Origin of the sequence: Pseudomonas sp. TH31 (assembly GCF_016650815.1) — a bacterium.
In the GTDB taxonomy this organism is placed as follows: Bacteria; Pseudomonadota; Gammaproteobacteria; order Pseudomonadales; family Pseudomonadaceae; genus Aquipseudomonas.
Genome location: NZ_JAEKEZ010000010.1, coordinates 485,662 through 511,689 on the forward strand (window position 1 = coordinate 485,662; position 26,028 = coordinate 511,689).

Annotated in this window: 16 protein-coding genes, 4 tRNA genes and 6 pseudogenes; 11 read left to right on the plus strand and 15 right to left on the minus strand. The window is 59.5% G+C overall.

What is annotated here, in order from left to right:
- Positions 1-72 precede the first annotated feature (72 nt).
- A complete protein-coding gene (locus JFV26_RS08860) occupies positions 73-2,307 on the minus strand; it encodes a DNA internalization-related competence protein ComEC/Rec2 (protein WP_201191542.1) in 2,235 nt (744 codons plus the stop codon).
- Positions 2,308-2,470: 163 nt separating this feature from the next.
- On the opposite strand from JFV26_RS08860, the pseudogene JFV26_RS08865 reads away from it, so the two are divergent.
- Positions 2,471-2,958, plus strand: a pseudogene (locus tag JFV26_RS08865) (DUF2062 domain-containing protein).
- A gap of 146 nt (positions 2,959-3,104) precedes the next feature.
- On the opposite strand, the gene JFV26_RS08870 reads toward JFV26_RS08865, so the two are convergent.
- The 4 genes from JFV26_RS08870 to JFV26_RS08885 all read right to left on the minus strand — a co-directional run bounded on the left by JFV26_RS08870 (position 3,105) and on the right by JFV26_RS08885 (position 6,272).
- Positions 3,105-3,884 (minus strand): ABC transporter permease, encoded by a 780-nt coding sequence (locus JFV26_RS08870; RefSeq protein WP_201191544.1) that lies wholly within the window; start codon positions 3,882-3,884, stop codon positions 3,105-3,107.
- Positions 3,881-4,813: an ABC transporter ATP-binding protein gene (locus JFV26_RS08875; protein ID WP_201191546.1), complete on the minus strand. Its 933-nt coding sequence runs from the start codon at positions 4,811-4,813 to the stop codon at positions 3,881-3,883. The genes JFV26_RS08870 and JFV26_RS08875 overlap by 4 nt, the downstream gene beginning before the upstream one ends.
- A gap of 132 nt (positions 4,814-4,945) precedes the next feature.
- The gene (locus tag JFV26_RS08880; protein WP_201191548.1) at positions 4,946-5,569 is read right to left on the minus strand and encodes a glutathione S-transferase family protein; all 624 of its coding nucleotides are present in this window, start codon (positions 5,567-5,569) and stop codon (positions 4,946-4,948) included.
- A 43-nt stretch (positions 5,570-5,612) separates the two neighbouring features.
- Positions 5,613-6,272: a transglutaminase-like domain-containing protein gene (locus JFV26_RS08885; protein WP_201191550.1), complete on the minus strand. Its 660-nt coding sequence runs from the start codon at positions 6,270-6,272 to the stop codon at positions 5,613-5,615.
- A 249-nt stretch (positions 6,273-6,521) separates the two neighbouring features.
- Here JFV26_RS08885 and JFV26_RS08890 point away from each other — a divergent pair, with 249 nt between their 5' ends.
- Complete coding sequence (locus JFV26_RS08890; RefSeq protein WP_201191552.1) at positions 6,522-8,969, plus strand: acyl-CoA dehydrogenase; 2,448 nt, start codon at positions 6,522-6,524, stop codon at positions 8,967-8,969.
- Between the two features lie 74 nt (positions 8,970-9,043).
- Positions 9,044-9,451 carry a PA2817 family protein gene (locus JFV26_RS08895; protein ID WP_054051726.1) on the plus strand — a complete coding sequence of 136 codons (408 nt, stop codon included), beginning with the start codon at positions 9,044-9,046 and terminating at the stop codon, positions 9,449-9,451.
- 142 nt (positions 9,452-9,593) lie between these two features.
- On the opposite strand, the gene JFV26_RS08900 is transcribed toward JFV26_RS08895, so the two are convergent.
- Complete coding sequence (locus JFV26_RS08900; RefSeq protein ID WP_201191554.1) at positions 9,594-10,592, minus strand: LysR substrate-binding domain-containing protein; 999 nt, start codon at positions 10,590-10,592, stop codon at positions 9,594-9,596.
- 90 nt (positions 10,593-10,682) lie between these two features.
- Here JFV26_RS08900 and JFV26_RS08905 point away from each other — a divergent pair, with 90 nt between their 5' ends.
- From JFV26_RS08905 to JFV26_RS08920, 4 genes and pseudogenes are all read left to right on the plus strand, one after another.
- A complete protein-coding gene (locus JFV26_RS08905) occupies positions 10,683-11,309 on the plus strand; it encodes an alanyl-tRNA editing protein (RefSeq protein ID WP_201191556.1) in 627 nt (208 codons plus the stop codon).
- Positions 11,310-11,401: 92 nt separating this feature from the next.
- Positions 11,402-12,171, plus strand: a pseudogene (locus JFV26_RS08910) (2OG-Fe(II) oxygenase).
- 1 nt (position 12,172) lies between these two features.
- On the plus strand, positions 12,173-12,811 hold the full coding sequence (locus tag JFV26_RS08915; protein WP_201191558.1) for a LysE family translocator: 639 nt from the start codon (positions 12,173-12,175) through the stop codon (positions 12,809-12,811).
- 199 nt (positions 12,812-13,010) lie between these two features.
- Positions 13,011-14,750, plus strand: a complete 1,740-nt coding sequence (locus JFV26_RS08920) for a dipeptidase (protein ID WP_201191560.1) — start codon at positions 13,011-13,013, stop codon at positions 14,748-14,750.
- A 211-nt stretch (positions 14,751-14,961) separates the two neighbouring features.
- Here JFV26_RS08920 and JFV26_RS08925 read toward each other — a convergent pair.
- The 4 genes from JFV26_RS08925 to JFV26_RS08940 form a co-directional block, all read right to left on the minus strand.
- A tRNA-Gly gene (locus tag JFV26_RS08925) sits at positions 14,962-15,037 on the minus strand.
- Positions 15,038-15,040: 3 nt separating this feature from the next.
- A tRNA-Glu gene (locus JFV26_RS08930) sits at positions 15,041-15,116 on the minus strand.
- A 105-nt stretch (positions 15,117-15,221) separates the two neighbouring features.
- Positions 15,222-15,297: transfer RNA gene (locus JFV26_RS08935), tRNA-Gly, on the minus strand.
- Between the two features lie 2 nt (positions 15,298-15,299).
- Positions 15,300-15,375: transfer RNA gene (locus tag JFV26_RS08940), tRNA-Glu, on the minus strand.
- A gap of 393 nt (positions 15,376-15,768) precedes the next feature.
- Between JFV26_RS08940 and JFV26_RS08945 the strand changes: the two genes are divergently transcribed.
- On the plus strand, positions 15,769-16,527 hold the full coding sequence (locus tag JFV26_RS08945; RefSeq protein ID WP_201191562.1) for a hypothetical protein: 759 nt from the start codon (positions 15,769-15,771) through the stop codon (positions 16,525-16,527).
- 732 nt (positions 16,528-17,259) lie between these two features.
- On the opposite strand, the gene JFV26_RS34745 is transcribed toward JFV26_RS08945, so the two are convergent.
- From JFV26_RS34745 to JFV26_RS08960, 4 genes and pseudogenes are all read right to left on the minus strand, one after another.
- Positions 17,260-18,141, minus strand: coding sequence for a methyl-accepting chemotaxis protein (locus JFV26_RS34745; RefSeq protein ID WP_446739908.1), 882 nt, complete (start codon positions 18,139-18,141; stop codon positions 17,260-17,262).
- Positions 18,121-19,227 (minus strand): annotated as a pseudogene (locus JFV26_RS34750) (HAMP domain-containing protein); the annotation flags it as partial. The pseudogene JFV26_RS34750 and the gene JFV26_RS34745, both read right to left, overlap by 21 nt.
- Positions 19,228-19,356: 129 nt before the next feature.
- A pseudogene (locus JFV26_RS08955) lies at positions 19,357-20,738 on the minus strand (aminotransferase-like domain-containing protein).
- A gap of 241 nt (positions 20,739-20,979) precedes the next feature.
- Positions 20,980-21,741, minus strand: a complete 762-nt coding sequence (locus JFV26_RS08960; protein ID WP_201191566.1) for an SDR family oxidoreductase — start codon at positions 21,739-21,741, stop codon at positions 20,980-20,982.
- A gap of 237 nt (positions 21,742-21,978) precedes the next feature.
- On the opposite strand from JFV26_RS08960, the gene JFV26_RS08965 reads away from it, so the two are divergent.
- Complete coding sequence (locus tag JFV26_RS08965; protein WP_201191568.1) at positions 21,979-22,983, plus strand: NADP-dependent oxidoreductase; 1,005 nt, start codon at positions 21,979-21,981, stop codon at positions 22,981-22,983.
- Positions 22,984-23,069: 86 nt separating this feature from the next.
- On the opposite strand, the pseudogene pyrF reads toward JFV26_RS08965, so the two are convergent.
- Positions 23,070-23,767 (minus strand): annotated as a pseudogene (gene pyrF / locus JFV26_RS08970) (orotidine-5'-phosphate decarboxylase).
- Between the two features lie 293 nt (positions 23,768-24,060).
- On the opposite strand from pyrF, the gene JFV26_RS08975 reads away from it, so the two are divergent.
- Entirely contained in the window at positions 24,061-24,819 is a 759-nt protein-coding gene (locus JFV26_RS08975; protein WP_201191571.1) for a response regulator, read from the plus strand.
- Positions 24,819-25,866: pseudogene (locus JFV26_RS08980) on the plus strand (sensor histidine kinase). The gene JFV26_RS08975 and the pseudogene JFV26_RS08980 overlap by 1 nt, the downstream one beginning before the upstream one ends.
- Positions 25,867-26,028 lie beyond the last annotated feature (162 nt).

Here is a 26,028-nt window from a genome sequence, read left to right on the forward strand (position 1 = left end):
CCACTCTAACATAGGGGGTCGGTGCACCGAAGACCGTGATGTCGCATCCCGTCCGGCTGTAATAACCCATGGTTATTTGTTCAACCCGGGCGCATCACGCCAGAAACGCCGTTGCTGACGCATCGTCCGGGGTGGCTTGAAGCTGCCCAGTTGCAGACGGACGGCGCCATCCTCGGCACTGTCGTAGATCTGCAGACCACGCTTGCGGTAGCGCGCCATGACCGTGGGATGGGGATGGCCGAAAGAATTGCCGTGGCCGCGGGAGATCAGCACGGCTTTGGGTTGCAGGGTTGTGAGCAGTGCGGTGGATGAAGAACTGCGACTGCCGTGGTGTGGAGACTGCAACCAGTCGGTGGGCACCGCCAGTGGACTGTCCAGTAACCCGCGCTCGGCGTTGGTATCGATGTCGCCAGTCAGCAACAAGCGCTCGCCATTGGCTTCGATCTGCAGGACGCAGGATTTCTGATTGCTATCACTGGCTGATGACCATTGCCAGAGCCGGAAACCGACTCCATCCCAAGTCCATTGCTCGCCACTTTCGCAGCCTTCGGCTTGCAGTTCGACGGGCAGCGCCAACGGATCGCCACTGAGTACCCGCGTAACCGGCAACCCCTTGGCAATTGCGCGCGCACCACCGGCATGGTCGGCGTCGGCATGGCTGAGCAGCATCAGGTCGAGCCCGGTCACCCCCAGCTTGCGTAATGCCGGCAGCACCACCCGCTCGCCGAGATCAAAATCACCGAAACGCGGACCGGCGTCATACAGCAGCGAGTGATGGCGAGTGCGCACTACAATCGCCAAACCCTGGCCGACGTCCAACTGCCAGATCTCGGCCTGACCTTCGGGCACGTCGTCGCGCGGCGGAAAAACCAATAGCAACAACATAGGCCAACCCAACGGACGCAATGGCACACCGCGTGGCATTAATATTAGAAACGCCCCCAGAGCGCCGACAGCCCCAATCCATAACGGCACCGCCACCGGCACCCACGCAGGCATTTGGTTGGCCATCAATGCCAGTGTCTTGAATAGCAGGTCAATCGACCCGCCCGCCAACCATAGCAACCCTTCTCCCACGTAGGGGACCGGCAGCAACAAGGTTCCCAGCAAGGCTGGTGGCAATACCACCAGACTGATCCACGGCACCGCCAGCAGATTGACCAGCGGCCCGCTGATACTGATGGGCAATCCCAACATCAGCAACAACGGCCCCAGCCCAATCGCAATCAGCCACTGGGCGCGGGTCCAGGTTTGCCACCAACGCCAAGGGCCGAGCCGGCCGCCGAAGGTGAAAATCAACACCGCCACTGCCGTAAAGGACAACCAGAAACCCGGTTGCAGACTCGCCAGCGGGCCCAACAGCAAAACGCCATTGAGCGCCAGCAACAGCGGCCACCAGGCCCCCAGATGACGAAAGCGCAGCCGCCACAACAGCACCAGACCGATCATTACGCAGGCCCGCCGCACTGGCACCTCGAAACCGGCCAGCAGCCCATAACCGAGGGCGGCCGCGAATGCCAGGCCGCACGCCCACGGCAGCCAGGGCCAGCGACCCGGCCACACGCCATAACGAGCCAGCCCCGCAATCAGCAAATACACGACGCCGGCGAGCAAACCGATGTGCTGCCCGGAAATCACCAGCAAATGCACGGTGCCGGTGCCTTGCAACGCCTGCCAGTCCTCGCGGCTTAACCCGGCGCCATCGCCGAGCACCAGCGCCGCCAGCGCCCCTGCTCGCCCTTGGGCATCGACACTGAGCAAGCGCTGGCGGATGCCGTCGCGCCAGGCCCAGCGGGCGGGTGACAGGCGTTGGCCATCCTTGACCGTGCCGGTGGCGCCGATGCCTTGGGCCAGCAGCCAGGCGTCGTAATCAAAGGCATGGGGATTGAGCAGCCCGGTCGGACGCTTCAACTTCACGGCCAGACGCCAGCGCTCGCCGCTATTGACCGGCGGCCCGCCGTACCAGGCCAGGCGCATCAGCGACGGTAGCGTCCCGCGGCGCGAGCGCGCATCCGCCAGTTCGAATCGCACCACCGCCTCATTGTTCTGCGGCAATCCCGTGACCCGGCCTTCGACCCAACGGGTTTCACCGTCCAGGCTCGCCGTTAGCCGATCATCCAGCGCCAACTGCGCCTGCCCGCAGGCCCAACTGAAGCCGAAGAGAAAAAACGCCAGCGGATACGTGCGAAACGGCAGCAGCATCAAACCCGCGACCGGCAACAACAGCCATAACCAGACCGGCGGTAAAACCGGTAAAAAACGCAACGCCAATAACCCAAGGGCCAGCGCCACCATCCCTGTGCGCATAAGCCCGTCCTTGAGAGTCCCCTCACTAGGCATAGTCGGCTCGTCGCACGGGCGTCGTTATTAATTGTCACAAAGTCTGAATGGGCGGCTAATAGAATCCAGACATACTTGCCGCCTGAACCGACCGAGAAGCCTTATGCCCCGGCGCTTATTCAAACGCTACATGCCAGACCCGACCAGCATCAGGGAACACAAATCCTTACGTTTTCTCGGCACCCTGCTGCATGACCCGAACCTTTGGCACCTCAATCGCCATTCGGTGGCCCGTGCGATGGCCGTTGGCCTGTTCGCGGCATTCCTGCCGATTCCGCTGCAAATGCTCCTCGCCGCTTTCCTTGCGATCCTGGTGCGCGGCAACCTGCCGATTGCGGTGAGCCTGGTCTGGCTGACCAACCCGATCACCATGCCGGCGGTGTTCTTCTGCACGTACCAGACCGGCGCGTGGCTGATGGACGTGCCGGCCCGTTCTCTCCCGGACGAGTTGACCTGGGAGTGGATCAGCAGCGAACTCTCGACGTTGTGGCAACCCTTTTGCTTGGCTCAGTGGTGACCGGACTGGTCCTGGGCGCCCTCGCCTATTGCCTGACCATGCTGTACTGGCGCTGGTGGGTGGGCCGGCAATGGAAGCGGCGCAAGCAACGGCGGATGTGAGAATGCAAAACGGCCTCCATTATTGGAGGCCGTTTTTTATTGTGGTGCCTGGTCTGGCGCCTTCGCGGGCAAGCCTCGCGCCTAAAAGAGCAGCAGCGTACCTGTAGGAGCAAAGCTTGCTCGCAAAGGGCGCGACACGGTCTCGATCAGGTACGCATCCCGCGCCCACTCACCAGCAGCCGCGCACAACCGATGTACAACACCACGGTCGCGACCAGCATGAAGGTGATCGCCACGCTGATCTTGATGTCCGAAACGCCAAGGATGCCGTAACGGAAGGCGTTGACCATGTGCAGCACCGGGTTGGCCAGGGACACGGTCTGCCAGAACGGTGGCAGCAACGTGATGGAGTAGAACACCCCGCCCAGGTACGTCAGCGGCGTCAGCACGAAAGTCGGGATGATCGAGATGTCATCAAAGTTGCGCGCAAACACCGCGTTGATGAAGCCCAGCAGCGAGAAAATCGTCGCCGTCAGCACCACCACCAGAATGGTCACGCCCAGGTGATGAACCTGCAAATCGGTGAAGAACAGCGACAGCAGGGTCACGATCACACCGACCATCAACCCGCGCAGCACGCCGCCCAGGGTGTAGCCGATCAGAATCGTATGCGGCGATACCGGCGAGACCATCAATTCCTCGATGGAGCGCTGGAACTTGCTGCCGAAGAAACTCGACACCACGTTGCCGTAGGAGTTAGTGATCACCGACATCATGATCAGCCCCGGTACGATGTACTCCATGTAGGTAAAGCCACCCATGCCCCCAATCTGCTTGCCGATCAGGTTGCCGAAGATCACGAAGTACAAAACCATGGTGATGGCCGGCGGCAGCAGCGTCTGCGGCCAGATCCGGGTAAAGCGCCGGACCTCACGGTAAACGATGGTATTGAGGGCAACGAGGTTGGGTTGCAGCTCGGAACTCATACCGCCACCTTCGACAGATTTTTCTCCACCAGGGACACGAACAACTCCTCGAGGCGATTGGTTTTGTTACGCAGGCTCAGCACTTCGATGCGCTGATCAGCAAGCTGAGTGAACAGCGCAGTGATGCCCATGGCCTTGTCCACCTGGACTTCCAGGGTGTGAGCATCGAGCAGTTTGGTCGGGTAACCGAGCAACTGTGGGACCACGGCCAGCGTGTTCTTGGTGTCGAGCAGGAAGGTTTCCACATGCAGTTGGCTGAGTAACTGCTTCATGCTGGTGTTTTCGACAATGGTGCCGTGGTCGATGATGCCGATGTTGCGGCACAGCTGCTCAGCCTCTTCCAGATAGTGCGTGGTGAGGATGATGGTGATGCCTTTCTGGTTCAGCTCGGTGAGGAAGGCCCACATCGAACGACGCAGTTCGATGTCCACTCCCGCCGTCGGTTCGTCGAGGATCAGCAGGCGCGGTTCGTGAACCAGGGCGCGGGCGATCATCAATCGACGCTTCATGCCGCCGGACAGTGAACGCGACGGCACATCGCGTTTGTCCCACAGGCCCAGTTGCGTCAGGTACTGCTCGGCGCGTTCCTTGGCGATTTTCGGCGGGATGCCGTAGTAACCGGCCTGGGTCACCACGATGTCGAAGGTCTTCTCGAATTGGTTGAAGTTGAATTCCTGAGGCACCACGCCGATGGAGCGCTTGAGCTGCGCAGGATGCTTGTCCAGGTCGTGACCGAAGATATTCACCGTGCCACTGGTCTTGTTCACCAGGGTCGAAAGAATGCCGATGGTCGTGGATTTGCCGGCGCCGTTAGGACCGAGCAAGGCAAAAAAGTCACCTTCGGCGACGTCCAGATCGATACCACTCAAGGCCTGGAAACCGTTGCCGTAGGTTTTGGTTAGCTGCCGGATGGACAGAGCGGAACTCATATCGGGATACGCACCAAGAAGGGAAGAAAGGAATAAATAAGGGCGGGCGGCGACTTGTACAACCACGGCGCACGAAGGCAATGGTGCTTGTCGCCGCCACACAAGTACAGTCAAGTGTGTCGATAGTGAGTATTAAGTCAACGCGGTCATGACGGCTTTCTGATACGCAGGGCGCTGTTTCAGTCGCGCATACCAGGCCTCCAGATGGGGCTGCGGCGCGCGCTCGATCGGCATCTCGAACCAGGCATAAATGAAACTGCCCAAGGGGATATCGCCCATGCCGATCTCATCGCCGGACAGGTAAGGTTTGGCTGACAGCGCCTGATCGACCATCGACAGCAAGCCTTCGCACTCCTTGATCGCCGCGTTGATGGCTGACCAGTCCTGCTGATCTTTCGGGGTGCGCAACACGCCCCAGAACACGGTACGAAACGGGCCGGCAAAGCTTGAAGTGGTCCAGTCCATCCATTTGTCGGCAGTGGCGCGGGCCTGCAGATTTTCCGGATACCAAGCGGTGTTGCCAGCATGGCGGGCCAGCAGATAACGCACGATGGCGTTGGATTCCCACAGTACGAAACCGTCGTCCTGGATCACCGGCACGCGGCCATTGGGATTCATCGCGCGGTATTCAGGCGTATCCACCACACCGAAAGCGCCGCCGGCATCGATGGCTTCATAGGCCAGGCCCAGTTCCTCGGCGGCCCATAGCGGCTTTCTGACATTCGACGAATTTTTCCGACCCCAGATCTTCAGCATGACCGCCTCTTTATGGATGAATGCGCAGGCAGCATACGCCGGATCAGGCGCGACTCAAATCGCTCTGCATATCGCTCAACAGCGACGGCAGTTGCTCGCCGAACAGGTGCGGATAGCACTTTTGCAAATGCTCGAAAAAGAACGCTTCAGGCACGTCGGTGAACTGACCATGGTCCACCACGTACTCCATCAGCTTCTCGCCATCGCGGTTGAACGGATGGAAAACGCTGTCGTTGATCCCGTCAAACTCCAGCGGAGCGACATGGAACACTTCGCACAAGCCTTGATTGAACGCCGGCGTGGCTTTGACCCAGCGTTCGTTCAGGTACAGCTCGGTGTAGCCGTGCATGGCGAACACATCGCTCTTGAGCAGTTCGAGCAAACGCGGGGTCGACAGGTGGTTGCGCACGTCCGCCAGACCGATCCTTGCCGGGATGCCGCAATGCCGGGCGCACCCGGCCAGCAGCGTAGCTTTGGGCACGCAATAACTTTCGCCGCTCGCCAACGCGTAACTGCCACGCAAGGTGTCTGGGTCGCGGCTGAAGGTGTAGGGGTTGTAGCGCACCGCCTCGCGCACGACGTAATAGAGCTTGATCGCCTGCTCGCGTGGATCACGACTGGAGCCGCGATGTTTTTCCGCGAACTCCACCACCGAAGGGTGGTCACTATCGATGAAGCGGCCGGGACTCAGGTACTCGTGCATGAGGATGATCTCCTGGGGGAGTCTCGAGTCTATCGACACCTTCAGCACAGAGATAACGACGATTCGGCCAAACATGGGCGCTTTGCCGCTTGCTCCACGAACGATTTCCCAGGCCTGTTGCCCACAGGTCTTACAAAACCCATCTAAGGTTTCCCACGATTTCAATCACCTTGCTCTGACCACCCTGTTTTGCGGATGCCGTCTAAGCTCTGAAGGTTGGTTTTGCCTTGGCTTCACGGAGGATTAAATATGCTGTTGTTGTGGATACTGGTTCTGATCGTCGGAATTGCCTATTTAGCCCACCGCCGCATCGCCCCGCTGCCTGCCTTGGGCATCGTGGCTGTCTATGTGGTGGCGATGGGCGCGTTCAGCCATGCACCGGGCTGGCTGCTGCTGCTTCTCTGGGTATTGATCGCGGCAGTCGCGGCGCCGTTATTGCTGCCTGACCTGCGCCGCAAATTTTTCAGCGCGCCACTGTTCAGCTGGTTCCAGAAAACCCTGCCGCCGATGTCGCAAACCGAACGCGACGCGATCGATGCCGGCACGGTCTGGTGGGACGGTGAACTGTTCAGTGGCCGTCCGGACTGGAACAAGCTGCTGTCCTATCCAAAAGCGCAACTGAGCGAAGAGGAACAGGCCTTCATCGACGGCCCGACCGAAGAACTCTGCGCCATGGTCACCGACTGGCAGATTGGCCAGCACATGGACCTGCCAGCCGAAGCCTGGACCCACATCAAGGAACACGGCTTCTTTGCGTTGATCATTCCCAAGGAATTCGGTGGCAAAGGCTTCTCCGCCTACGCCCACTCCCAGGTAGCAATGAAACTCGCCACCCGCAGCGGCGACCTCGCGTCCACCGTGATGGTCCCCAACTCCCTTGGCCCTGCCGAGCTGTTGCTGCATTACGGCACCGACGAACAACGTAACCATTACCTGCCACGACTGGCCCGCGGCGATGACATTCCGTGCTTCGCGCTGACAGGTCCGCTGGCCGGCTCCGATGCCGGCGCGATGCCCGACACAGGGGTGATCTGCAAGGGCGAATGGGAAGGCCAGGAAACCCTTGGCCTGCGCCTGAACTGGGAAAAACGCTACATCACGCTGGGCCCGGTGGCCACCCTGCTCGGCCTGGCCTTCAAGGCCTACGATCCGGATCACTTACTGGGCGAGAAAGAAGATTTGGGCATCAGCCTGGCGCTGATCCCGACCGACACCGCCGGGGTTGAAATCGGTCGCCGTCACCTGCCGCTTGGCGCTGCGTTCATGAACGGCCCGAACTCTGGCAAGGACGTGTTCATTCCGCTGGACTTCCTTATCGGTGGCCAGGAAATGCTCGGCAAAGGCTGGATGATGCTGATGAACTGCCTGTCGGTGGGGCGTTCGATTTCCCTGCCGGCGGTCGGTACTGGCGCCGCGAAATTCACCAGCCTGGTGACCGGCCAGTACGCTCAGGTGCGTGAGCAATTCAATGTTCCGCTGTCGGCGTTTGAAGGGATTCAGGAAGCCATGGCCCGCATCGGCGGCAACGCCTGGATGATGGACGCCGCCCGAATGCTGACCGCCAATGCGGTGGATCTCGGCGAGAAGCCGTCGGTGCTCTCGGCGATTCTCAAGTACCACCTGACCGAACGCGGTCGCGAGTGCATCAGCCACGCCATGGATGTGCATGGCGGCAAGGCAATCATCATGGGGCCTAACAACTACCTGGGCCGCAGCTGGAATGGCGCGCCGATTTTCATCACCGTGGAAGGTGCGAACATTCTCTCGCGCAACCTGATGATCTTCGGCCAGGGCGCTATTCGCTGCCATCCGTTTGTACTCAAGGAAATGGCCCTGGCCGGTCGTGAAGACAAGGATCAGGCACTCACCGAGTTCGATGGTCTGCTGCTCAAGCACATCGGTTTCGCCGTGAGCAACGCTGCCAGCACCCTCGTGCTGAACCTTGGTTTCGGTCACTTCGAACAGGCGCCGGGTAACAAACTCAGCCAGGGTTACTTCCGCGCTCTGAACCGTCAGGCTGCCGCGTTCGCCATGCTCGCCGACCTCAGTATGATGCTGCTGGGCGGTGAATTAAAACGCCGCGAACGCCTGTCGGCCCGCCTGGGGGATGTGCTCAGCAACATGTACCTGGCCTCGGCCGCGCTCAAGCGTTATCACGACCTCGACTCGCCGGAACACATGGCACCGCTGTTTACCTGGGCAATGGAAGAAAGCCTCGGTCAGTCGGAGCGGGCTCTGGATGAACTGCTGACTAACTTCCCGAATAAGGTGTTGGGTTGCCTGCTACGGGTGATTGTGTTCCCGTTCGGTCGTCGTCACAAAGGCCCGTCGGACAAACTCGGCGCCGAAGTGGCTGCGGTGATTGGCCGGGCCAAGGGCGATCCGACCCTCGAAGAGTTGCTCGGCGGTTGCTACCGTCCGCAATCGGCCGACGATGCAGTCGGAGCCCTGCAACACGCCTGCAACCTGCTGAATGCAGCGCAACCATTGCAGAAAAAACTGCATGTGGCGCTAAAAAGTGGCCAGGTAAAACCGGCGGCTGGGGAACACGCCATCGATGCCGCGCTGGAAGCCGGGGTGTTGCAACCGGGTGAAGCGCAGACCCTGCGTGACGCTGAAGCGGCGCGGCGCAAGGTGATTGATGTCGATGATTTCGACAAAGAGGAGCTTATGCTGGATGAAGGAAAGGTCCGCTGATCCAGCCATCGATGTAAAAATGGGCTCGGGGGCTTTATACTCCCGCGCCCGTTTTGCTCTTGAGGACTTATCTCGTGTCCAATGTCGTTGCCGACCATCTCGTCTTGCTTGACCACTTGCGCAGTATCCTGGTCGCCGTAGGTGAGGCCGAACAAGTTCCCGAAGAAAGCCATGCCTTGTTCCTGGAGCGCTTCGACGAATTACGCGCGTTGCTGCCGGTCGACCCGATCGAAAGCCAGTACCTGGGCCAGGACATCCTGTGCCAGGTAATCACCCGCTACCCGCAAATCGCCCACCTGGTACCACGCGACCTGCTGTGGTACTTCGCCGGTGACTGCCTGCATTACATGCCCGATGATGAAATCGACTTGTATCAGGCGCTGGAAGAGCGTCGTTTCGAAGCCGAACAGAACGATGAACCGTTCGACTGGAACCAGGAAAAACAACTGCTGGCGATGTCGCAAGACGACAGCAAGCACTGATCCCGGATCAGTAATGCAAAAGGCCCGCATGGTTGAACATGCGGGCCTTTTTTTGTGTTTTGAAGATCAAAAGATCGCAGCCTTCGGCAGCTCCTACGCGCCTGTGGGCGCTGCCGAAGGCTGCGATCTTTTGATTTTGTCTTCAGAGCAACCCATCACTCTCAGGCAACTCATACTCCGCGGCGACCTTGCCCGACGCAGTTGGCTTACCCGGATTGCTCAACGTCGGCTCCTTCTCCAGGCACTCCACCAGATAGTCGATAAACACCCGAAGCTTGGGCGGTAGATAGCGGGTCGGCGAGTGCAACAGCCAGGCACCACCATGGTAGGAGGCCAGGAAGGTCCAGTCCGGCAGCACCTGCACAATCAAACCCTGCTCCAGCGCATACCGGGCGGTAAAGTATGGCAGGCTGCCAATGCCGATATGCTGCAACACCGCGCCCAAACGCACGCCGGTGTGATTGGCGGCGTAACGGCCGCGCACGCCGACGGTCACGGATTTGGTACCTTTCTTGAATTTCCAGCGCGCATCGCTCGGGGTTTCGCCCAAGTAGATACAGCTGTGGTCGAGCAAGTCGTGGGGATGCATCGGCGTGCCGTGTTCGGCCAGGTACTGCGGTGTCGCACAGAGCAAGTGATCAATGGTCAACAACTGGCGCCCGACCAGTCCAGCAGGCGGTCGATCAGTAATACGGATCGCCAGATCGACGTGGTCATCGATCAAATCCACCTGCCGGTCTTCGAGCAACAACTCCACATCCACTTTGGGATAACGCCGCAGAAATTCCGGCATATGCGGGTGAATCACAAATCGCCCCACTGCTTTTGGCACACTGACCCGCACCAGGCCTTCAGCCTCATGGGTGAACTGGCCGCTGATTTCCATCACCGACTTGGCTGCGCTGACCATCTCCTGACAACGCTTGAACACCTCTTCGCCACCGTCGCTCAAACGCAACTTACGGGTGGTTCGCTGCAGCAACCGGGTGGCCAGGGCTTTTTCCAGGCGCGAAATACTGCGACTGACCGCCGAAGGTGACGAGCCCAACTGACGCGCCGCTTCGGAGAAGCTGCCGGTTTCGACAACCTTGACGAAAATCGCCATTTCACCCAACAGCGGTAGCGGTAGATTTATGCTCACAGCGCAACAGTCCTTTGATGTTTGAACGGATTATCACGCAATTCCACGCTTCATATAATAAAAATAGAAACTTTAATAAGGGCATGGAATATGACGCTTCGCCTCTTTTTCCATAGTGATGACCTCAAAGCCAATGTGGAAGTCCTGGATTGCACGCCCCACGAGAATGAATTCGCGGTCGTTTTGCGCGCCACACTGTTTCACCCCCAAGGCGGTGGACAGCCCTTTGATACCGGCTGGATTGGTGAAAGCCAGGTGCTGCGGGTAGTCCAGGATCCGGACCGGATCATCCATTACGTCGACCACCCGGTAAAACTCGGCATGACTCAGATACGGGTCGACGAGCAACGCCGCCAATTCAATACCCGCATGCATTCGGCCGGCCACCTGATTGGCCACTTCGTTCAGGCGCTGGGCTGGATGCCGACCAAGGCGCATCACTGGCCCAACGAAGGCCGTGTGCAGTTCAAACCGACAGACTCGGCACAAGAGGTTGATGCGCAGATCGTCCAGAGCGGCATCGAACAGTGGATCGCCCATGACCTGCCGCGCCTGACTTCCCTGCGCGAAGGCGCCCGGGAAATCGGTTTTGGTGAACTTCCGGCCTACGGCTGTGGCGGCACCCATGTACGTAGCCTGAAGGATTTGGGCACAGTCTCGATCGACTCCCTTTCTCAGAAAAAGGGCACGTTGTCCGTCCACTACCACGTGGATTGAGCATTTTGGCGATGTCGACACCGTCATCGTCTGACGCCGGGGGCGCCCGCATTCGCGGGCTCCGTTGACTACTCGATAGATGGACCTAAACCATGATGCTTGACGTCGAGCGTCTCGATGAGACGTGCATAAAAAAACTGGCCAATGAAGAAGTTCTCGCCATCCGCGTCAAAGGCTTTTTGCCTCAGCCGTTGGCGGTGCAGATTGGTGACAAGATTCTTGCGCCAGGCTTTGAAGGCTATATCAACGCGCCGAGCATCGGTCGCATCGGCATGGCGTTTTACGAAGCGGAAAACCAGCCCCTGCTGATCGAAGACTATTTCGAGCGAGCCACCAGCAACATCGAGGAACTGCGCAACCGATGCGCGCCCTACTCGTCCCCGGTCGACACCCTGCGTTGCATGCTCGACGAGTCGTGGCCAGCAGGTGCGCATCTGGAAAACCTCTACGGCCGCAAGATGTATATCGGGCTGTCCCGGGTAGTGAAACCGGGCGTGTGCTTTCTCGCCCATCACGACATTTTCGCCAAGGACGCCCCGGACAGTTTCCAGGCCAAAAGCCTGGAAGCGCAATTTGCCTGCAACGTGTACCTGAACATGCCCACCGAGGGCGGCGCGTTGCAGATGTGGGACGACGATATTTCTCCCGACCAATTCGATGAAATGCGTGGCGACAGTTACGGCATCGACCCGGCCTTGCTCGGCCCCCGACTCTGGAGATCCGCCCTGAGCCTGGGGATTTCATCATGTTCAATTCGCGTTGCATGCACTCGGTGACCCCAGGCGTGGCTGACCCGAGATTGAGCCTTTCGTTCTTTGTCGGCTACCGCGGCAATGCTTCACCCCTTACCTTTTGGAGTTGAGATGCTTTCGAATTACCTGGGCGAGTTTCTGGCGCTGGCGACCATCCACTTTCTGGCCGTGGTCGCACCCGGACCGGACTTCGCCGTGACCATTCGCCAAAGCGTACGCTTTGGTCGACTGGTGGGCATCTGCACGGCGCTCGGCATCGGCGCGGGGATTTCCGTGCATGTGCTTTACACCCTGCTGGGCGTTGGCGCGCTGATGCACACCACGCCCTGGTTGCTGACGGTGGCCAAGGTCGTGGGCGGCGCCTACATTCTGTACCTCGGCGTCAGTCTGTTGCGCAGCAAACCGAAAACCGCGCTGGAAGGCGACAAGGTCGCAGACGAACCGTTGGTCGAGCAAACACTGTTGAAGGCGTTTACCACAGGCTTCCTCACCAATGCGACCAATCCAAAAGCCACGCTGTTTTTCCTGGCGATTTTCACCACCATCATCAGCGCCACAACCCCGCTACAGATCCAGGCGCTGTATGGCCTGTGGATGTGCTTCGTGAACGCGCTGTGGTTTGTGATCGTTGCGCTGTTCTTTTCCAGCGCGCGGGTGCGACTGCTGTTTATGCGCATGGGGCACTGGTTCGAGCGCACCATGGGGGTGATTCTGATCCTGTTTGCCGGGCGCCTGATTTTGTCGATGTAAACCTCGCGCCCATGCAAAAGGCCCGCTCAGTCAGACTGAGCGGGCCTTTTTCGTTTGTGCGTCGCTTTTGCGTTTCTGTGCGACAAATCCCACTTCAAGGGCTCCCCTATCGCTCCCTCATGGTGTTAGTTTAAAAAATATTTCTGATCTATCGATCAGACATTTCTCACAAACTGCCTGCAAAGGAATGCCCCCAACAATGGATTTTTCACTCAAGCAACTGGCTGCAACAACCCTGATGTTGGCCAGTCTTTCGTCGTTTACCACGCTTGCGCACGCCAACATTACCCCGCAACAAAGCGCAACCATCCTCAAGACCTTCAGTGATGCATCGGTAACGGATTTCAGGCAGTTCCTGGGACGTCTGGCCAAGAGCGACTTTGCCAAAACCGACGACGTCGGCCCGGCAATCAGTGCCTTCCTCGACAACAAGACACTTTCCCCGGATCAGCAGAACGAGATATATCGCCTGCTTGGCCTCTATGCACGAGTGAAGTATGGCGCCGCTGCCACCGAGACGCTGCGCGAGCTGGTGGAAATCCCGACCTTCCAAGTGGAAGGTGTTGCCCAGCATGACAACCCGCAATTCATCAAGATCGCCGACAAAATCAAGAGTCTCGCCCAAGCCTTCAACCTGAACTTTCGCAACATCGACAATCGCGTCTATGAAATTTCCCTGGAAGGCAGTGGCGATGAAGTCGTGGGCATTCACGCGCATGCCGATGTAGTGCCGGTGACGCCGGAGAATTGGGTCCTGAAAGACGGCACCAGACTCGATCCATTCAAGGTCACCCTGATCGGCGACCGCATGTATGGCCGGGGCACCGAGGACGACAAAAATGGCATCGTGGTGACGCTTTACGCCATGAAGATCATCAAGGAAGAGAAACTGCCACTGGCTCGCAACTTTAAGTTGCTGGTCGACACCACCGAGGAAACCACCGGCGACGCCATCCCCTACTACTTCGAACGCAACCCGACACCCAACTACAACCTGGCGCTGGATGGCGGTTACCCGGTAGTGATTGCCGAGAAAGGCTATGGCACCGTCATGGCAAGCTTTGCCAAGCGTAATGGCGAGGGCAAAGGCGCCGAAATCATCTCGATGACGGGGGGCCTGGCCACCAACCAGATTCCGTCGGCCTCGGTCGCGACGTTGGTGACTGACACGCCCGCCGAACTGGCTGCCAGCCTGCAGACGGCCGGTACTGACTATGCCAAGCGCAATGGTGGCAACTTCGAGGTGAGCGCCAAGGTCGACGGCAAGGACGTCAAGCTGACGGTCACCGGCGTTTCCGCCCACTCCTCCGAACCCGAATCAGGCGTCAACCCGGTGGCCAGGATGCTGGACTTCATCAATAGCCTCGACGGCAAAGTCGCGCTCAAGCACAACCACATTACCGACGCCGCCCGCTATGCCGCCGATAACTGGGGCCTGGACTATCAGGGTGGCAAATTGGGCGTTGGTTTTTCCGATGCCTTCATGGGGCCACTGACCACGTCCCTGACCTATGTCGGGATGGATGAGAAAGCCTTCAAGCTCGCGGTCAACTTGCGCGTGCCGAAGGGCCAATCCCCGGAAGCACTCAAGAGCGAAATCGCCGACAAGCTGGGGGCCTGGAGCAAGAAAACCCAGGTTGCCGTGGCCTTCAACTACTCGATCGCCGAACCGATGTACCGCAATCCCGAGGGTGAATGGGTCAAGGCCTTGCTGGCCGTAGCCACTGAAAATCTTGGCATGGAGCACAAGTACGGCACCTCCGCCGGCGCCACTTCGGTTCATGAACTGCCCAATGGTGTGCAATTCGGCCTGGCCAGGCCCGAGGTCAAGTACACCGGACACACCGACAACGAGTTCAAGACCGTCGACCAGTTCCTGCTGGACCTGCAGATCGTAACCGAGATGATGGGGCGTATCGGGCAGTTGCCGAAGCTCTGATCACCCGTTCGGACCCGCTACTCTGGCGGGTCCACTACGTTGATGCGGTCGTGAAATTGAGCGGCTATGCAAAAAAATGTGGGAGCGGGCTTGCTCGCGAAAGCGGTCTGTCAGCTAACACATTGGCTGACTGATACACCGCTTTCGCGAGCAAGCCCGCTCCACACAAACAAAAACGCCGCTCATCACTGAGCGGCGTTTTCGTTAAATATGGAGCGGGAAACGAGACTCGAACTCGCGACCCCGACCTTGGCAAGGTCGTGCTCTACCAACTGAGCTATTCCCGCAAATGGCGTCCCCTAGGGGACTCGAACCCCTGTTACCGCCGTGAAAGGGCGGTGTCCTAGGCCACTAGACGAAGGGGACACGCTAACTGAAACACATGGTGTGTATTTCAGTGCCCAAATCCGCATCCGAAGATATCGGTTCTGGTTTCACTCAGCCCCGCCCGAAAGCAGTGCTGTTTAAAAATGGAGCGGGAAACGAGACTCGAACTCGCGACCCCGACCTTGGCAAGGTCGTGCTCTACCAACTGAGCTATTCCCGCATTGGCGTCCCCTAGGGGACTCGAACCCCTGTTACCGCCGTGAAAGGGCGGTGTCCTAGGCCACTAGACGAAGGGGACACACGTACAACATTCACTACCTACCGCGTTTCGCTGTGTGCTTTACGCTGTAAGTGGCGCGCATTCTATGGATGGATTGAGGGGGCGTCAACCCCCTGATATAAATTTATTTAAATCAATGACTTCGCCCTGCTTTGGGAGGCGAATCCGGGTTTTCCGTCGCCCGGCGTTTGACGCCTATATTCTGGCACTCGCCAAGGCGCTATAGTCCACCCACCCAACAAATGATGGCCATGTGCACTTCGCGCGCTGTTACTTATATAAGCAGCCTTACGGCCGATATAAGTAGAGTCGTGGCCTGTTCAACTCGTCGAGCGGCCCTATGCGCCCCCAAGCCAAGCCACTACACTCGCACGCGAACCCTATAAAGAGGTCTTACCGGTGACACCACTCATGATCACCCTGCTAGTCGTAGTCGGGATCGCACTATTGATCGCCATTGGCTACATGAACCATGTGGTGGAAAACAATAAGCTGGAAAAGGCCCGTACCAAGGTTGAACTCAACGACCGTTTGCGTCGCTGTGGCGAAATCACCGAGACCTTTCCCGGTCAGTTGATGACGCCTGCGCTCAAGCTGCTATTGACCCGTCTGGAGTTGAACGTCTGCCAGCGCCTGCTCAATCTTGAAAAAACCAGTACCTCCGTCAAGGCTCGAATTGCCGAACTGAACACCTTGATCGCCCAGGGCGAATCGATCCCGGTAAACAACCCACCCGCACCGATCCAGACCGAAGCCAAGGCCAAGGACGTGCGCTTCCTGCTCGAAGCCTTGCATGGCCAGATCACCCGCGCCGCCCAGGACGGCTTCTTGCCGACCAATGAAGCCAAGCGCTGGATCCGCGAAGTGCGCCACATCCTGGTGCTGCTGCACATCGAATTCTTCAACAACCTCGGTCAGCACTCCCTGCAACAGAACCAGCCTGGCCAGGCTCGCCTGGCGTTCGAACGGGGCGTGCAATACCTGCGCAAGCAACAGGAACCGCAGATCTACGCCGAACAACTCGAATACCTGGAAAAACTCCTGGCTCGCGCCAACGCCCAGGTCATGGACAAGACTGCCCCCGCAGAAGGCGAGGTCAACCAATTGACCGAAGGCCTCAAAGACGTCGAGGCCGATGCCGACTGGAAGAAAAAAGTCATTTACGACTGATTGGAACAACAAGAAGAGCCACCGTGAGGTGGCTTTTTTTTGCCTTGGGTTTGATGGGGAAGATCAAAAGATCGCAGCCTTCGGCAGCTCCTACATGGAGCTATGTATATCCGCGGGAGATTGGTTGGCTCTGAGGTCGCCTTCGCGAGCAGGCTCACTCCCACATTGGGCCGAGTATTTTCCGAAGAGATAGACCGGCTGTCAGGCCGCCTTTGCAGGCAAGCCAGCTAACACAATTGGACAGAGTTCATCCGGGATGAGATTGGTCGGCTGTCAGGCCGCCTTCGCGGGCAAGCCATGCTCCTACAAAATCAGAAGCAGAAGCAGACCGGCACACACCGCCCTGCTTTTCACCACTCATTAGGCCGAGCGTTAGCTCGCCTGTTTTTGATCTTGCTCTACCCGCCCCTTCGGGAGGCTGAGAGGAGGTGTTTATCTGGGGGTGGGCGCGAAGCGCCGTGCGGCGAAGCCGCACACATCGAGAGGAGGTCGTCGCGAAGCAGACCGGAGGCGATGCCCCCAGATGAATACCGGAACGAAGGAACGCCGAGCCTAAGCGAGGGGCCGGACGCCGGGGCGAGCCTTTTTTTGCTTACTTTTTTTTGGCGTTTCGGTTTGAAAAAAAAGTGAGTCGCCGTAAGGGCGAAACCCTAAGTAGCCGTTACCGCAGAAATGGAGATGTACCCGATCAACCATCAACATGGTCGGCCCTAAGGCCGCCAAGTCAAAGCGTCAAAGCCGAAAATGCCCAACCATCCCCTTAAGCTCAACCCCCAACTGCGCCAACTCGATACTGGACGCCGCATTTCCCTGCATCGCCAGTGACGACTGATCCGCACTCGCCCGAATACTCGTCACACTGCGATTAATCTCCTCAGCCACCGAACTCTGCTCCTCGGCCGCCGCCGCGATCTGCTGGTTCATCTGCTGAATCAACGACACCGCCGCCGCAATACTGCCCAACGCACTCTCAGTCTGCAGCGCATCACTCACCGCCAGCTTAACCAGCTCGCCACTGTTCTGAATCTGCTGCACCGACGACTGTGCCGCCGAGCGCAAGGCACTGACCAGCCGCTCGATCTCCTCGGTCGATTGCTGGGTGCGCTTGGCCAGCGCCCGCACTTCGTCGGCCACCACCGCAAAGCCCCTGCCCTGCTCACCGGCCCGGGCCGCCTCGATGGCCGCGTTGAGAGCCAACAGGTTGGTCTGCTCGGCCACGCTTTTGATCACGCCGAGCACCGTGCCGATGTTCTGGATCTGCGCACTCAAGCTCTCGATACTGGAACTGGCCGAAGTCGCCGAATCCGCCAGTTGCTCGATACGTGCCATGCTCTGACGCACCACCTGCTGACCGCTCTCGACCTTATCGTCCGCTGTCTGCGCCGCTGTAGCGGCTTCCTCCGCATTACGGGCGACGTCGTGCACCGTGGCGGTCATCTGATTCATTGCCGTGGCGACTTGCTCGGTTTCTTCTTTCTGGCTGCTGACTTCCAGGTTGGTCTGCTCGGTCACCGCCGACAGCGATTGCGCGGAACTGGCCAACTGCTCGATGCCGGCCTGCAAACCACTGACGATACTGCTCAGACCTGCGCCCATCTGTTGCATGGCCTGCATCAACTGGCCGATTTCGTCGCGGCGAGTTACTTCAACCGTCGCACTCAAATCACCCGAGGCAATCTGCTGAGCGACACGAATCACACTGCGCAGCGGTGCGACGATCAACCGGGTAATCACCCACGCCGCGATCAGCCCGACCAGCAGCGCCAGCGCCGAGGAGCCAATGATCAACAGCGAGTTCTTTTTCAGCTCGGCCTGCATCGCCCCGTCTTCGGCCACGTAGGCTTGGTCCACCCGCTCCACCACTTCAGCGGCGCGCTGGTGCAGTTGCTCATAAACAGTTTTTTCCTGGGCCAACAGGCCGGTGTACTCAGTGAGCTTGTCACTGAAACTGGCGATATGACCGCTCACCTCATTGAGGACGGTCTGGTACCCCTCGTCCTTGACCGTGGCTTTCAGCTGTTCGGCCTGAGTCAACGCCTGGTCGGCCTGCTCGATCTTGCCCTTGCCGGCGCTGTCGTCGTCCCCCTTGCGGCTCTGGTCGAGGCGCACACGAGCCTCGTTCATGGCCTGCAACATCAACCGCGACACCTGGCTGACCTGATTGGCCTGTTCGATGAATTGCGCGCCGTCCTTGCCCTCGGAATCTTTCAAGGCATAGGCACCATCGTCGGCGAGGCCGGCCTGCAATACATCGAGGTTATTGGCCACGCTGGACACCGACCAACTGGCCATTTCCAGGGCCAGGTCCTTGGCCTGGGTCAATGAGACAAATTCGTCAAAGGCCTTGCGATAGGCGCCAAGCGACTGCCCGACATCGTTCATGACTGGTACGTTGAGCGCCGACTGCGCCTTCAACTGGGTCGCCAGGGCAATCAGCGCATCAACTCCCTGATGCAGCGCATCGGCGGTTTTCGGGTTCCCGTGCAAGGCATATTCCTGCTCCAGCAAGCGCACCTTGAGCAAGCCGCTGTTGAGCGATGACATCTGCTTGAGCCCGTCGAAACGCTGGCTGATGGTTTGCAGGGACCATACGCCAATGGCTGCCACCAAGGCTGTCAACAACAGCACCAGGATAAACCCGACACCCAGTTTTTTTGCCATACCGAGGTTGGCAAAACGTCCTTGCACGGCCGAAATCATTGCTCGTAGTCCCCTGCCAATGTCTGTAGATGGAGATTCGCAACGGGCCTGTGCCAGCACAAGTCTCTGGCGTCGCAATAATGGCAAAAAGCTACGCCCACGTCGTTTTCAGAACGTTTTAGGTCGATCCTAAACGGTGGCCTGAAAAAACCGTTGGGCACGTGGATCGCAGGCACAGGCGACATTGATCCGTTGCCAGTCATTGGCTTCACCGGCCGGGCTGAATGCCGTAGGAGAAGACAGCAGCACACCGAAACGCCGCGCCTGCACGCGCAGCTGAGCGTAGTCGGACATTGGCGATCGCGCCCAGATGAACAAGCCTCCGGCAGGCTTGCCGAAGACTTCCCACTCGGCATCTTCGAGCAACTGCAACGCCGCAACCCGGCCCATGCTCAGACGCTGACGCAGGCGTTGTACCAACTTGCGATAGGCACCGGAGGCCAACAACCCGGCCAGCACCGACTCGCAAAAACGCGAGCCGCCCATGCTGCTGATCATCTTGACCTCTGCCAGCCGTGAAATGAGCCCGGCACTCGCCACCACAAACCCCACCCGCAATGAACTACTGAGGGTCTTCGAGAAGCTGCCGACGTAGATCACCCGGGCGTCGTCATCCAGCGCAGCGAGGCGTGTACCCGGACCATGGTGCAAATCCGCATAGACATCATCTTCGATCACCTGCACGCCATGGGTCTTGCACAGTTGCAGCACCCGCTGCGCCACTGCCGGCGTCACGCAACTGCCGGTGGGGTTGTGGTGGTAGCTATTGATGAACAAGGCTCGAGGATTGTGCTTGATCAACAACTGCTCGAGCGCTTGCGTGTCGGGCCCACGCGGCGTTCGGGGCACCTCAAGCATGCTGACCCCGTGCAGCCTGAGCAAATCGAACAGATGAGAAAACCCGGGTTTTCCACCACCACGCAGTCCCCCGGCTTGAGCAAGGTCCGCACAATCAGGTCGAGCCCCTGGCTCGCGCCAGCCGTGGTCAGGACGCGACTGTCGTCCACCTCGATATTGAGCGGTTTCAAGCGCTTGAGGATTTGCTGGCGCAGCGCGAGCAAGCCCAGCGGCGTGCTGTAGTTGAACAGGCCGGCCATGTCGGTACGGGCCACCTGACGGATCGCGTAACTGAGGTCGTCCGTTTCGCGCCAGCTTTCAGGTAACCCGCCACACCCCAGCATCAGCTCACCCGACAGACTGTTGCTCCAACCCGCTTGCATCGCCTCTGCGCCTTCAAACCTGGGAAGATCCCACGCGCCCGACACCTCTGGCGCTGGCGCTGCGACAAAGAACCCCGAACCTTGACGCGAGGCCAGGACCCCTTGGGCGACGAGGCGTTCAAGGGCTTCAACAACACTGTATTGACTGAGCAAATTGATCCGCGCGATGTGTCGCACAGAAGGCAAGCGAGTCGCTGGCGGTACTTTGCTTTGACGGATCCAGCCCGCGAGTCCGTCGACGATTTGCTGTACGACCGGCACCATTGCCTGTCGATCAATTCTCAATTCCATGAGCAAGCCAACTCCTGTCCATTTTGCTGACAGCAGTTAATCACAGGAACACTCGTTCGGCTGTGCGACAACACCGCCAAAACCGCCGGCTCTAACCATTTGAAACACATTGCCCAGGGTCTTCACGGAACCTGTGGGAGCGGGCTTGCTCGCGAAGGCGGTATAACAGCCAACAGAGGTGTTGAATGCCAAGCCGCCTTCGCGAGCAAGCCCGCTCCCACACGGTTCGCGTTAGCAACATTCAGAATGCAGTGACGCCACCATCCACGGCCAGCGAATGCCCGGTAGTGAAGGCCGCACCGTCACTGCACAAGTACAGCACCGCGCTGGCGATTTCCTCGACCTTGCCGATGCGGCCTACCGGGTGCATGGCGTTGGCGAACTCGCCCTTCTTCGGGTCGGCCTCATAGGCGCGACGGAACATGTCGGTGTCGATCACCGCCGGGCACACGGCGTTTACGCGGATCTTTTTCTTTGCGTATTCAATGGCGGCCGATTTGGTCAGGCCGATCACCGCGTGCTTGGAGGCGGCGTAAATGCTCATCTTCGGCGCAGCCCCCAGGCCGGCTACCGACGCGGTGTTGACGATTGCCCCGCCGCCCTGGGCCAGCAGCAACGGCAACTGATACTTCATGCACAACCAGACACCTTTGACGTTGACGCCCATGATCGCGTCGAACTCATCGATCGTGCCGTCGGCCAGCTTGCCTTTTTCGATCTCGATACCGGCGTTGTTGAAGGCATAGTCGAGACGGCCGTAGGTATTCACCACTTCGTCCATCAGGTGCTTTACCTCGCTTTCCACGGTGACGTTGCAACGCACAAAGGTTGCCTCGCCGCCCGCCGTGCGAATCAGCGCTACCGTGCCTTCGCCGCCCGCGGTGTCCAGATCGGCGACCACGACCTTCAACCCCTCAGCCGCAAAGGCCTGGGCGGTGGCGCGGCCAATACCATTGGCGGCACCGGTCACAACGGCTACCTGGCCGGAAAACGTCATGCTCATTGTTATGTCCTCGAAGAGAAGAATACGGCGCGATTACGTGCTTGCAGTCTAGCCACAGGGGCCTGCCGCGCGGCAGCACTATCAGAAGGCCGGTTAAGCCCCCATGATTCGCAGTGATAGAAGCGCCCGCCCAACTATCACCGCACTGTATCGGCCTGCATTCGCCGCATCAGCCAACCTTGCGGCATCAGCCATGAAGGTCTATCAACAAAGCTTCATTCATCTTGAGTGCCTGCCATGACTACCCAGACCAATCGCCAGTTCCTGCTCGCCAAACGCCCGGTGGGCGCGGCGAACCGAGAAACCTTCACCTTTCAAGAAGTACCGGTCGGCGAACCGGCCGCGGGTCAGATCCTGGTCAAGAACGAATACCTGTCCCTGGACCCGGCCATGCGCGGCTGGATGAACGAGGGCAAGTCCTACATCCCGCCGGTCGGCCTCGGTGAAGTCATGCGCGCATTGGGCGTAGGCAAAGTCATTGCGTCGAACAACCCAAGCTTTGCGGTGGGCGACTACGTCAACGGCGCCCTGGGCGTTCAGGATTACTTCCTCGGCGAACCACGGGGTTTCTACAAGGTTGATCCGAAACTGGCGCCACTGCCGCGCTACCTGTCAGCGCTGGGCATGACCGGCATGACCGCCTACTTCGCCCTGCTCAACGTCGGCGCACCGAAAGCCGGCGACACCGTGGTGCTGTCGGGCGCGGCAGGCGCGGTGGGCAGCATTGCCGGGCAGATCGCCAAGATCAAAGGCTGCCGCGTCGTCGGCATTGCGGGCGGCGCCGACAAGTGCAAGTTCCTGCTAGATGAACTGGGGTTTGACGGGGTCATCGACTACAAAAACGAAGACGTCCTGGCCGGACTCAAACGCGAATGTCCAAAGGGCGTGGATGTGTATTTCGATAACGTCGGCGGCGATATTCTCGACGCGGTACTGAGTCGCCTGGCAATGAAAGCGCGGGTGGTGATTTGCGGTGCCATCAGCCAGTACAACAACAAGGAAGCGATCAAGGGCCCGGCCAACTACCTGTCGCTGCTGGTCAATCGCGCACGGATGGAAGGCTTTGTGGTGATGGACTACGCCGCGCAATTCGCCGCCGCCGGGCAGGAAATGGCCGGCTGGATGGCCAAGGGGCAGCTTCAGAGCCGGGAAGATATTGTGGAAGGACTGGAGACGTTCCCGGAGACGCTGATGAAGTTGTTCAACGGCGAGAACTTCGGGAAGTTGGTGTTGAAGGTTTAATTCGGTAAATCAAAAGATCGCAGCCATCGGCAGCTCCTACGGGGGATCGCACTTCCATGTAGGAGCTGGCGCAGCCTGCGATCTTTTTAGGCGATTTCGGCGACAACCGCCGCCAACGCCTTCGCCGGATCGGCCGCCTGGCTGATCGGACGGCCGATCACCAGATAGTCGGAACCGGCATCCAGCGCCTGACGCGGGGTCAGGATCCGGCGTTGATCGTCCTGGGCGCTGCCCGCCGGACGAATCCCGGGGTCACCAGTTGCAGCGACGGATGGGCCGCTTTTAGCGCCTGGGCCTCCAGGGCCGAGCACACCAGACCGTCCATCCCGGCTTTTTCCGCCAACGCGGCCAGACGCAGCACTTGCTCCTGCGGCTCGATATCCAGGCCAATAGCCGCCAGATCCTCACGTTCCATGCTGGTCAGCACGGTCACGCCGATCAACAACGGCTTGGGGCCGGTACGCTGGTCGAGCACTTCACGGCAGGCTGCCATCATGCGCAAGCCGCCGGAGCAGTGCACGTTGACCATCCACACGCCCATTTCCGCCGCAGCCTTGACCGCCATCGCGGTGGTGTTCGGAATGTCGTGGAACTTGAGGTCCAGGAACACTTCGAAACCCTTGTCGCGCAGGGTGCCGACGATTTCCGCGGCGCAACTGGTGAACAATTCTTTACCGACTTTGACCCGGCACAATTTAGGGTCCAACTGGTCGGCCAGCTTCAGTGCGGCGTCACGGGTGGGGAAATCCAGGGCGACGATGATAGGAGTCTGGCAGACGGACATGTGCGGGCTCTCAGGCAGGACGAAATCGGCGCGCATTGTAGCGGAACCAGCGCCGCTGCGGGACCCGATGATCGGTAATTCGTCATCGCAGCTCAATCAAGACTAGCCCTTGGGCCAATTGTGTCGAGCCCGATACACTCACGACACGCCCACAACATCCTTCATCGCTACCCTCGGGAGCCGCAACACGTCCTTACAGCACTTCCCGCCTTCGGGCAGGACGCCTATGCTGAAGCCACAACCTCGCAGCCCATCTTTGTGGTTGGCAGCCTACCTGGCAGATGAACGCACGCATGCATAACACTCCTGCACCTGTGAACGACGAGCAAAAAGCGCCCTGCGATGACAAACGCTGGAGCATTCGCGCCTTGATCGTCGACGATGACGTCCCGATCCGCGAATTGATGATCGACTATCTGGCCCGGTTCAATATCCACGCCAGTGGCGTCACCGATGGCGCAGCCATGCGCCTGGCGCTGCAAGCGGAACATTTTGACGTGGTGGTGCTCGACCTGATGCTTCCCGGTGAAGACGGCTTGTCTCTGTGCCGTTGGCTACGCGCCGAATCGGACATCCCGATCCTGATGCTCACCGCGCGCTGCGAACCCACCGACCGAATCATCGGCCTGGAACTGGGCGCCGATGACTACATGGCCAAGCCGTTCGAGCCACGGGAACTGGTGGCGCGGATTCAGACCATTTTGCGTCGGGTGCGCGACGATCGTACCGAACAGCGTGCGAACATTCGCTTCGACAACTGGCGCCTGAACAGCGTTTTGCGCCAGCTGATCGCCGCCGATGGCCTGGTGGTGCCACTGTCCAACGCCGAATTCCGCTTGCTCTGGGTGTTCATCGAACGTCCGCGCCGGGTGCTCAGTCGCGAACAATTGCTCGATGCTGCCCGTGGTCGTTCGATCGAAGCCTTTGATCGCAGCATCGACCTGCTGGTGTCGCGCCTGCGCCAGAAACTCGGGGACGACCCCAAGGCACCGCAGTTGATCAAGACCGTTCGCGGTGAGGGTTACCTGTTCGACGCGAGGGACATCGGCTGATGCGTGCGCGCTTCGATACGCTGTTCGGCCGCCTGTTTGGTGTGTTGCTGATCGCGATCATCCTGGCGCACCTGTTGGCGTTTTTCTGGTTTCACCATTACGGCCCGCCTCCCCTCCGCCGCCGCCCGGGTTCTCCGAGAACTTCGACGGGCAACCTCCACCGATGGACCCGCGCTTCCAGAAACGGCCACCACGGCCCTGGTTTGGCGGTCCGTTGGTGCCGCTGACCTTTCAACTGATCTCGCTGGTCATCGCGGCCTGGTACGGCGCCAAACTGCTGAGCCGGCCGATCCAGCGCCTGAGCGATGCGGCTGAACGCTTGAGCGAGAACCTCGACAGCCCACCGCTGGACGAGTCCGGCCCCCGGGAAGCACGGCAAGCAGCCCACACCTTCAACAAGATGCAGCGGCGCATCATCGAACAAGTGCAGCAACGCTCGCGGATGCTCGGCGCGGTGTCCCACGACCTGCGCACCCCATTGTCGAGACTCAAGCTGCGACTGGAACAGATCGAAGACGACAAGCTGCAAGGCCAGATGCGTCAGGATCTGGACGACATGATCGGCATGCTCGACGCCACCCTCACTTACCTGCACGAACAACGTACCAGCGAGGCCCGGCAGTGGATGGATGTGCAGGCGCTGGTGGAGTCCCTGAGCGAAAACGCCCAGGACCAGGGTGCCGAGGTCCAGGCCAGTGGTCATTGCGTGCCGCTGCAAGTCCAGCCGATGGCCCTGCGTTCGTGCATCAACAACCTGATGGACAATGCCCTGCGGTATGCCGGGCAAGCACTGATCACCCTCGAAGACAGTCGTGGGCAGTTGGTGATCCGGGTAATCGACCATGGGCCAGGGATTGCAGAGGACAAGCGCGAAGCGGTGTTCGAGCCGTTCTTTCGGCTGGAGGGTTCACGCAACCGCAACTCCGGTGGCGTCGGCCTGGGCATGACCATCGCCCGGAGGCGGCGGAACGCCTGGGCGGGCAGTTGAGCCTGGAAGAAACCCCCGGCGGCGGCCTCACTGCGGTCATTCGCCTGCCCCGCACCTAAGCCCTGCCCCCCCGTGGGAGCGAGCCTGCTCGCGAAGGCGTTGGCACATCCAGCATTTATGTATCAGGCAGACCGCTTTCGCGAGCCGGCTCGCGCCTACAGGGTTTGCTTCAGGCCGATGATTGCTTGTGTACCAACCGGTACAAACACCACATACCCACG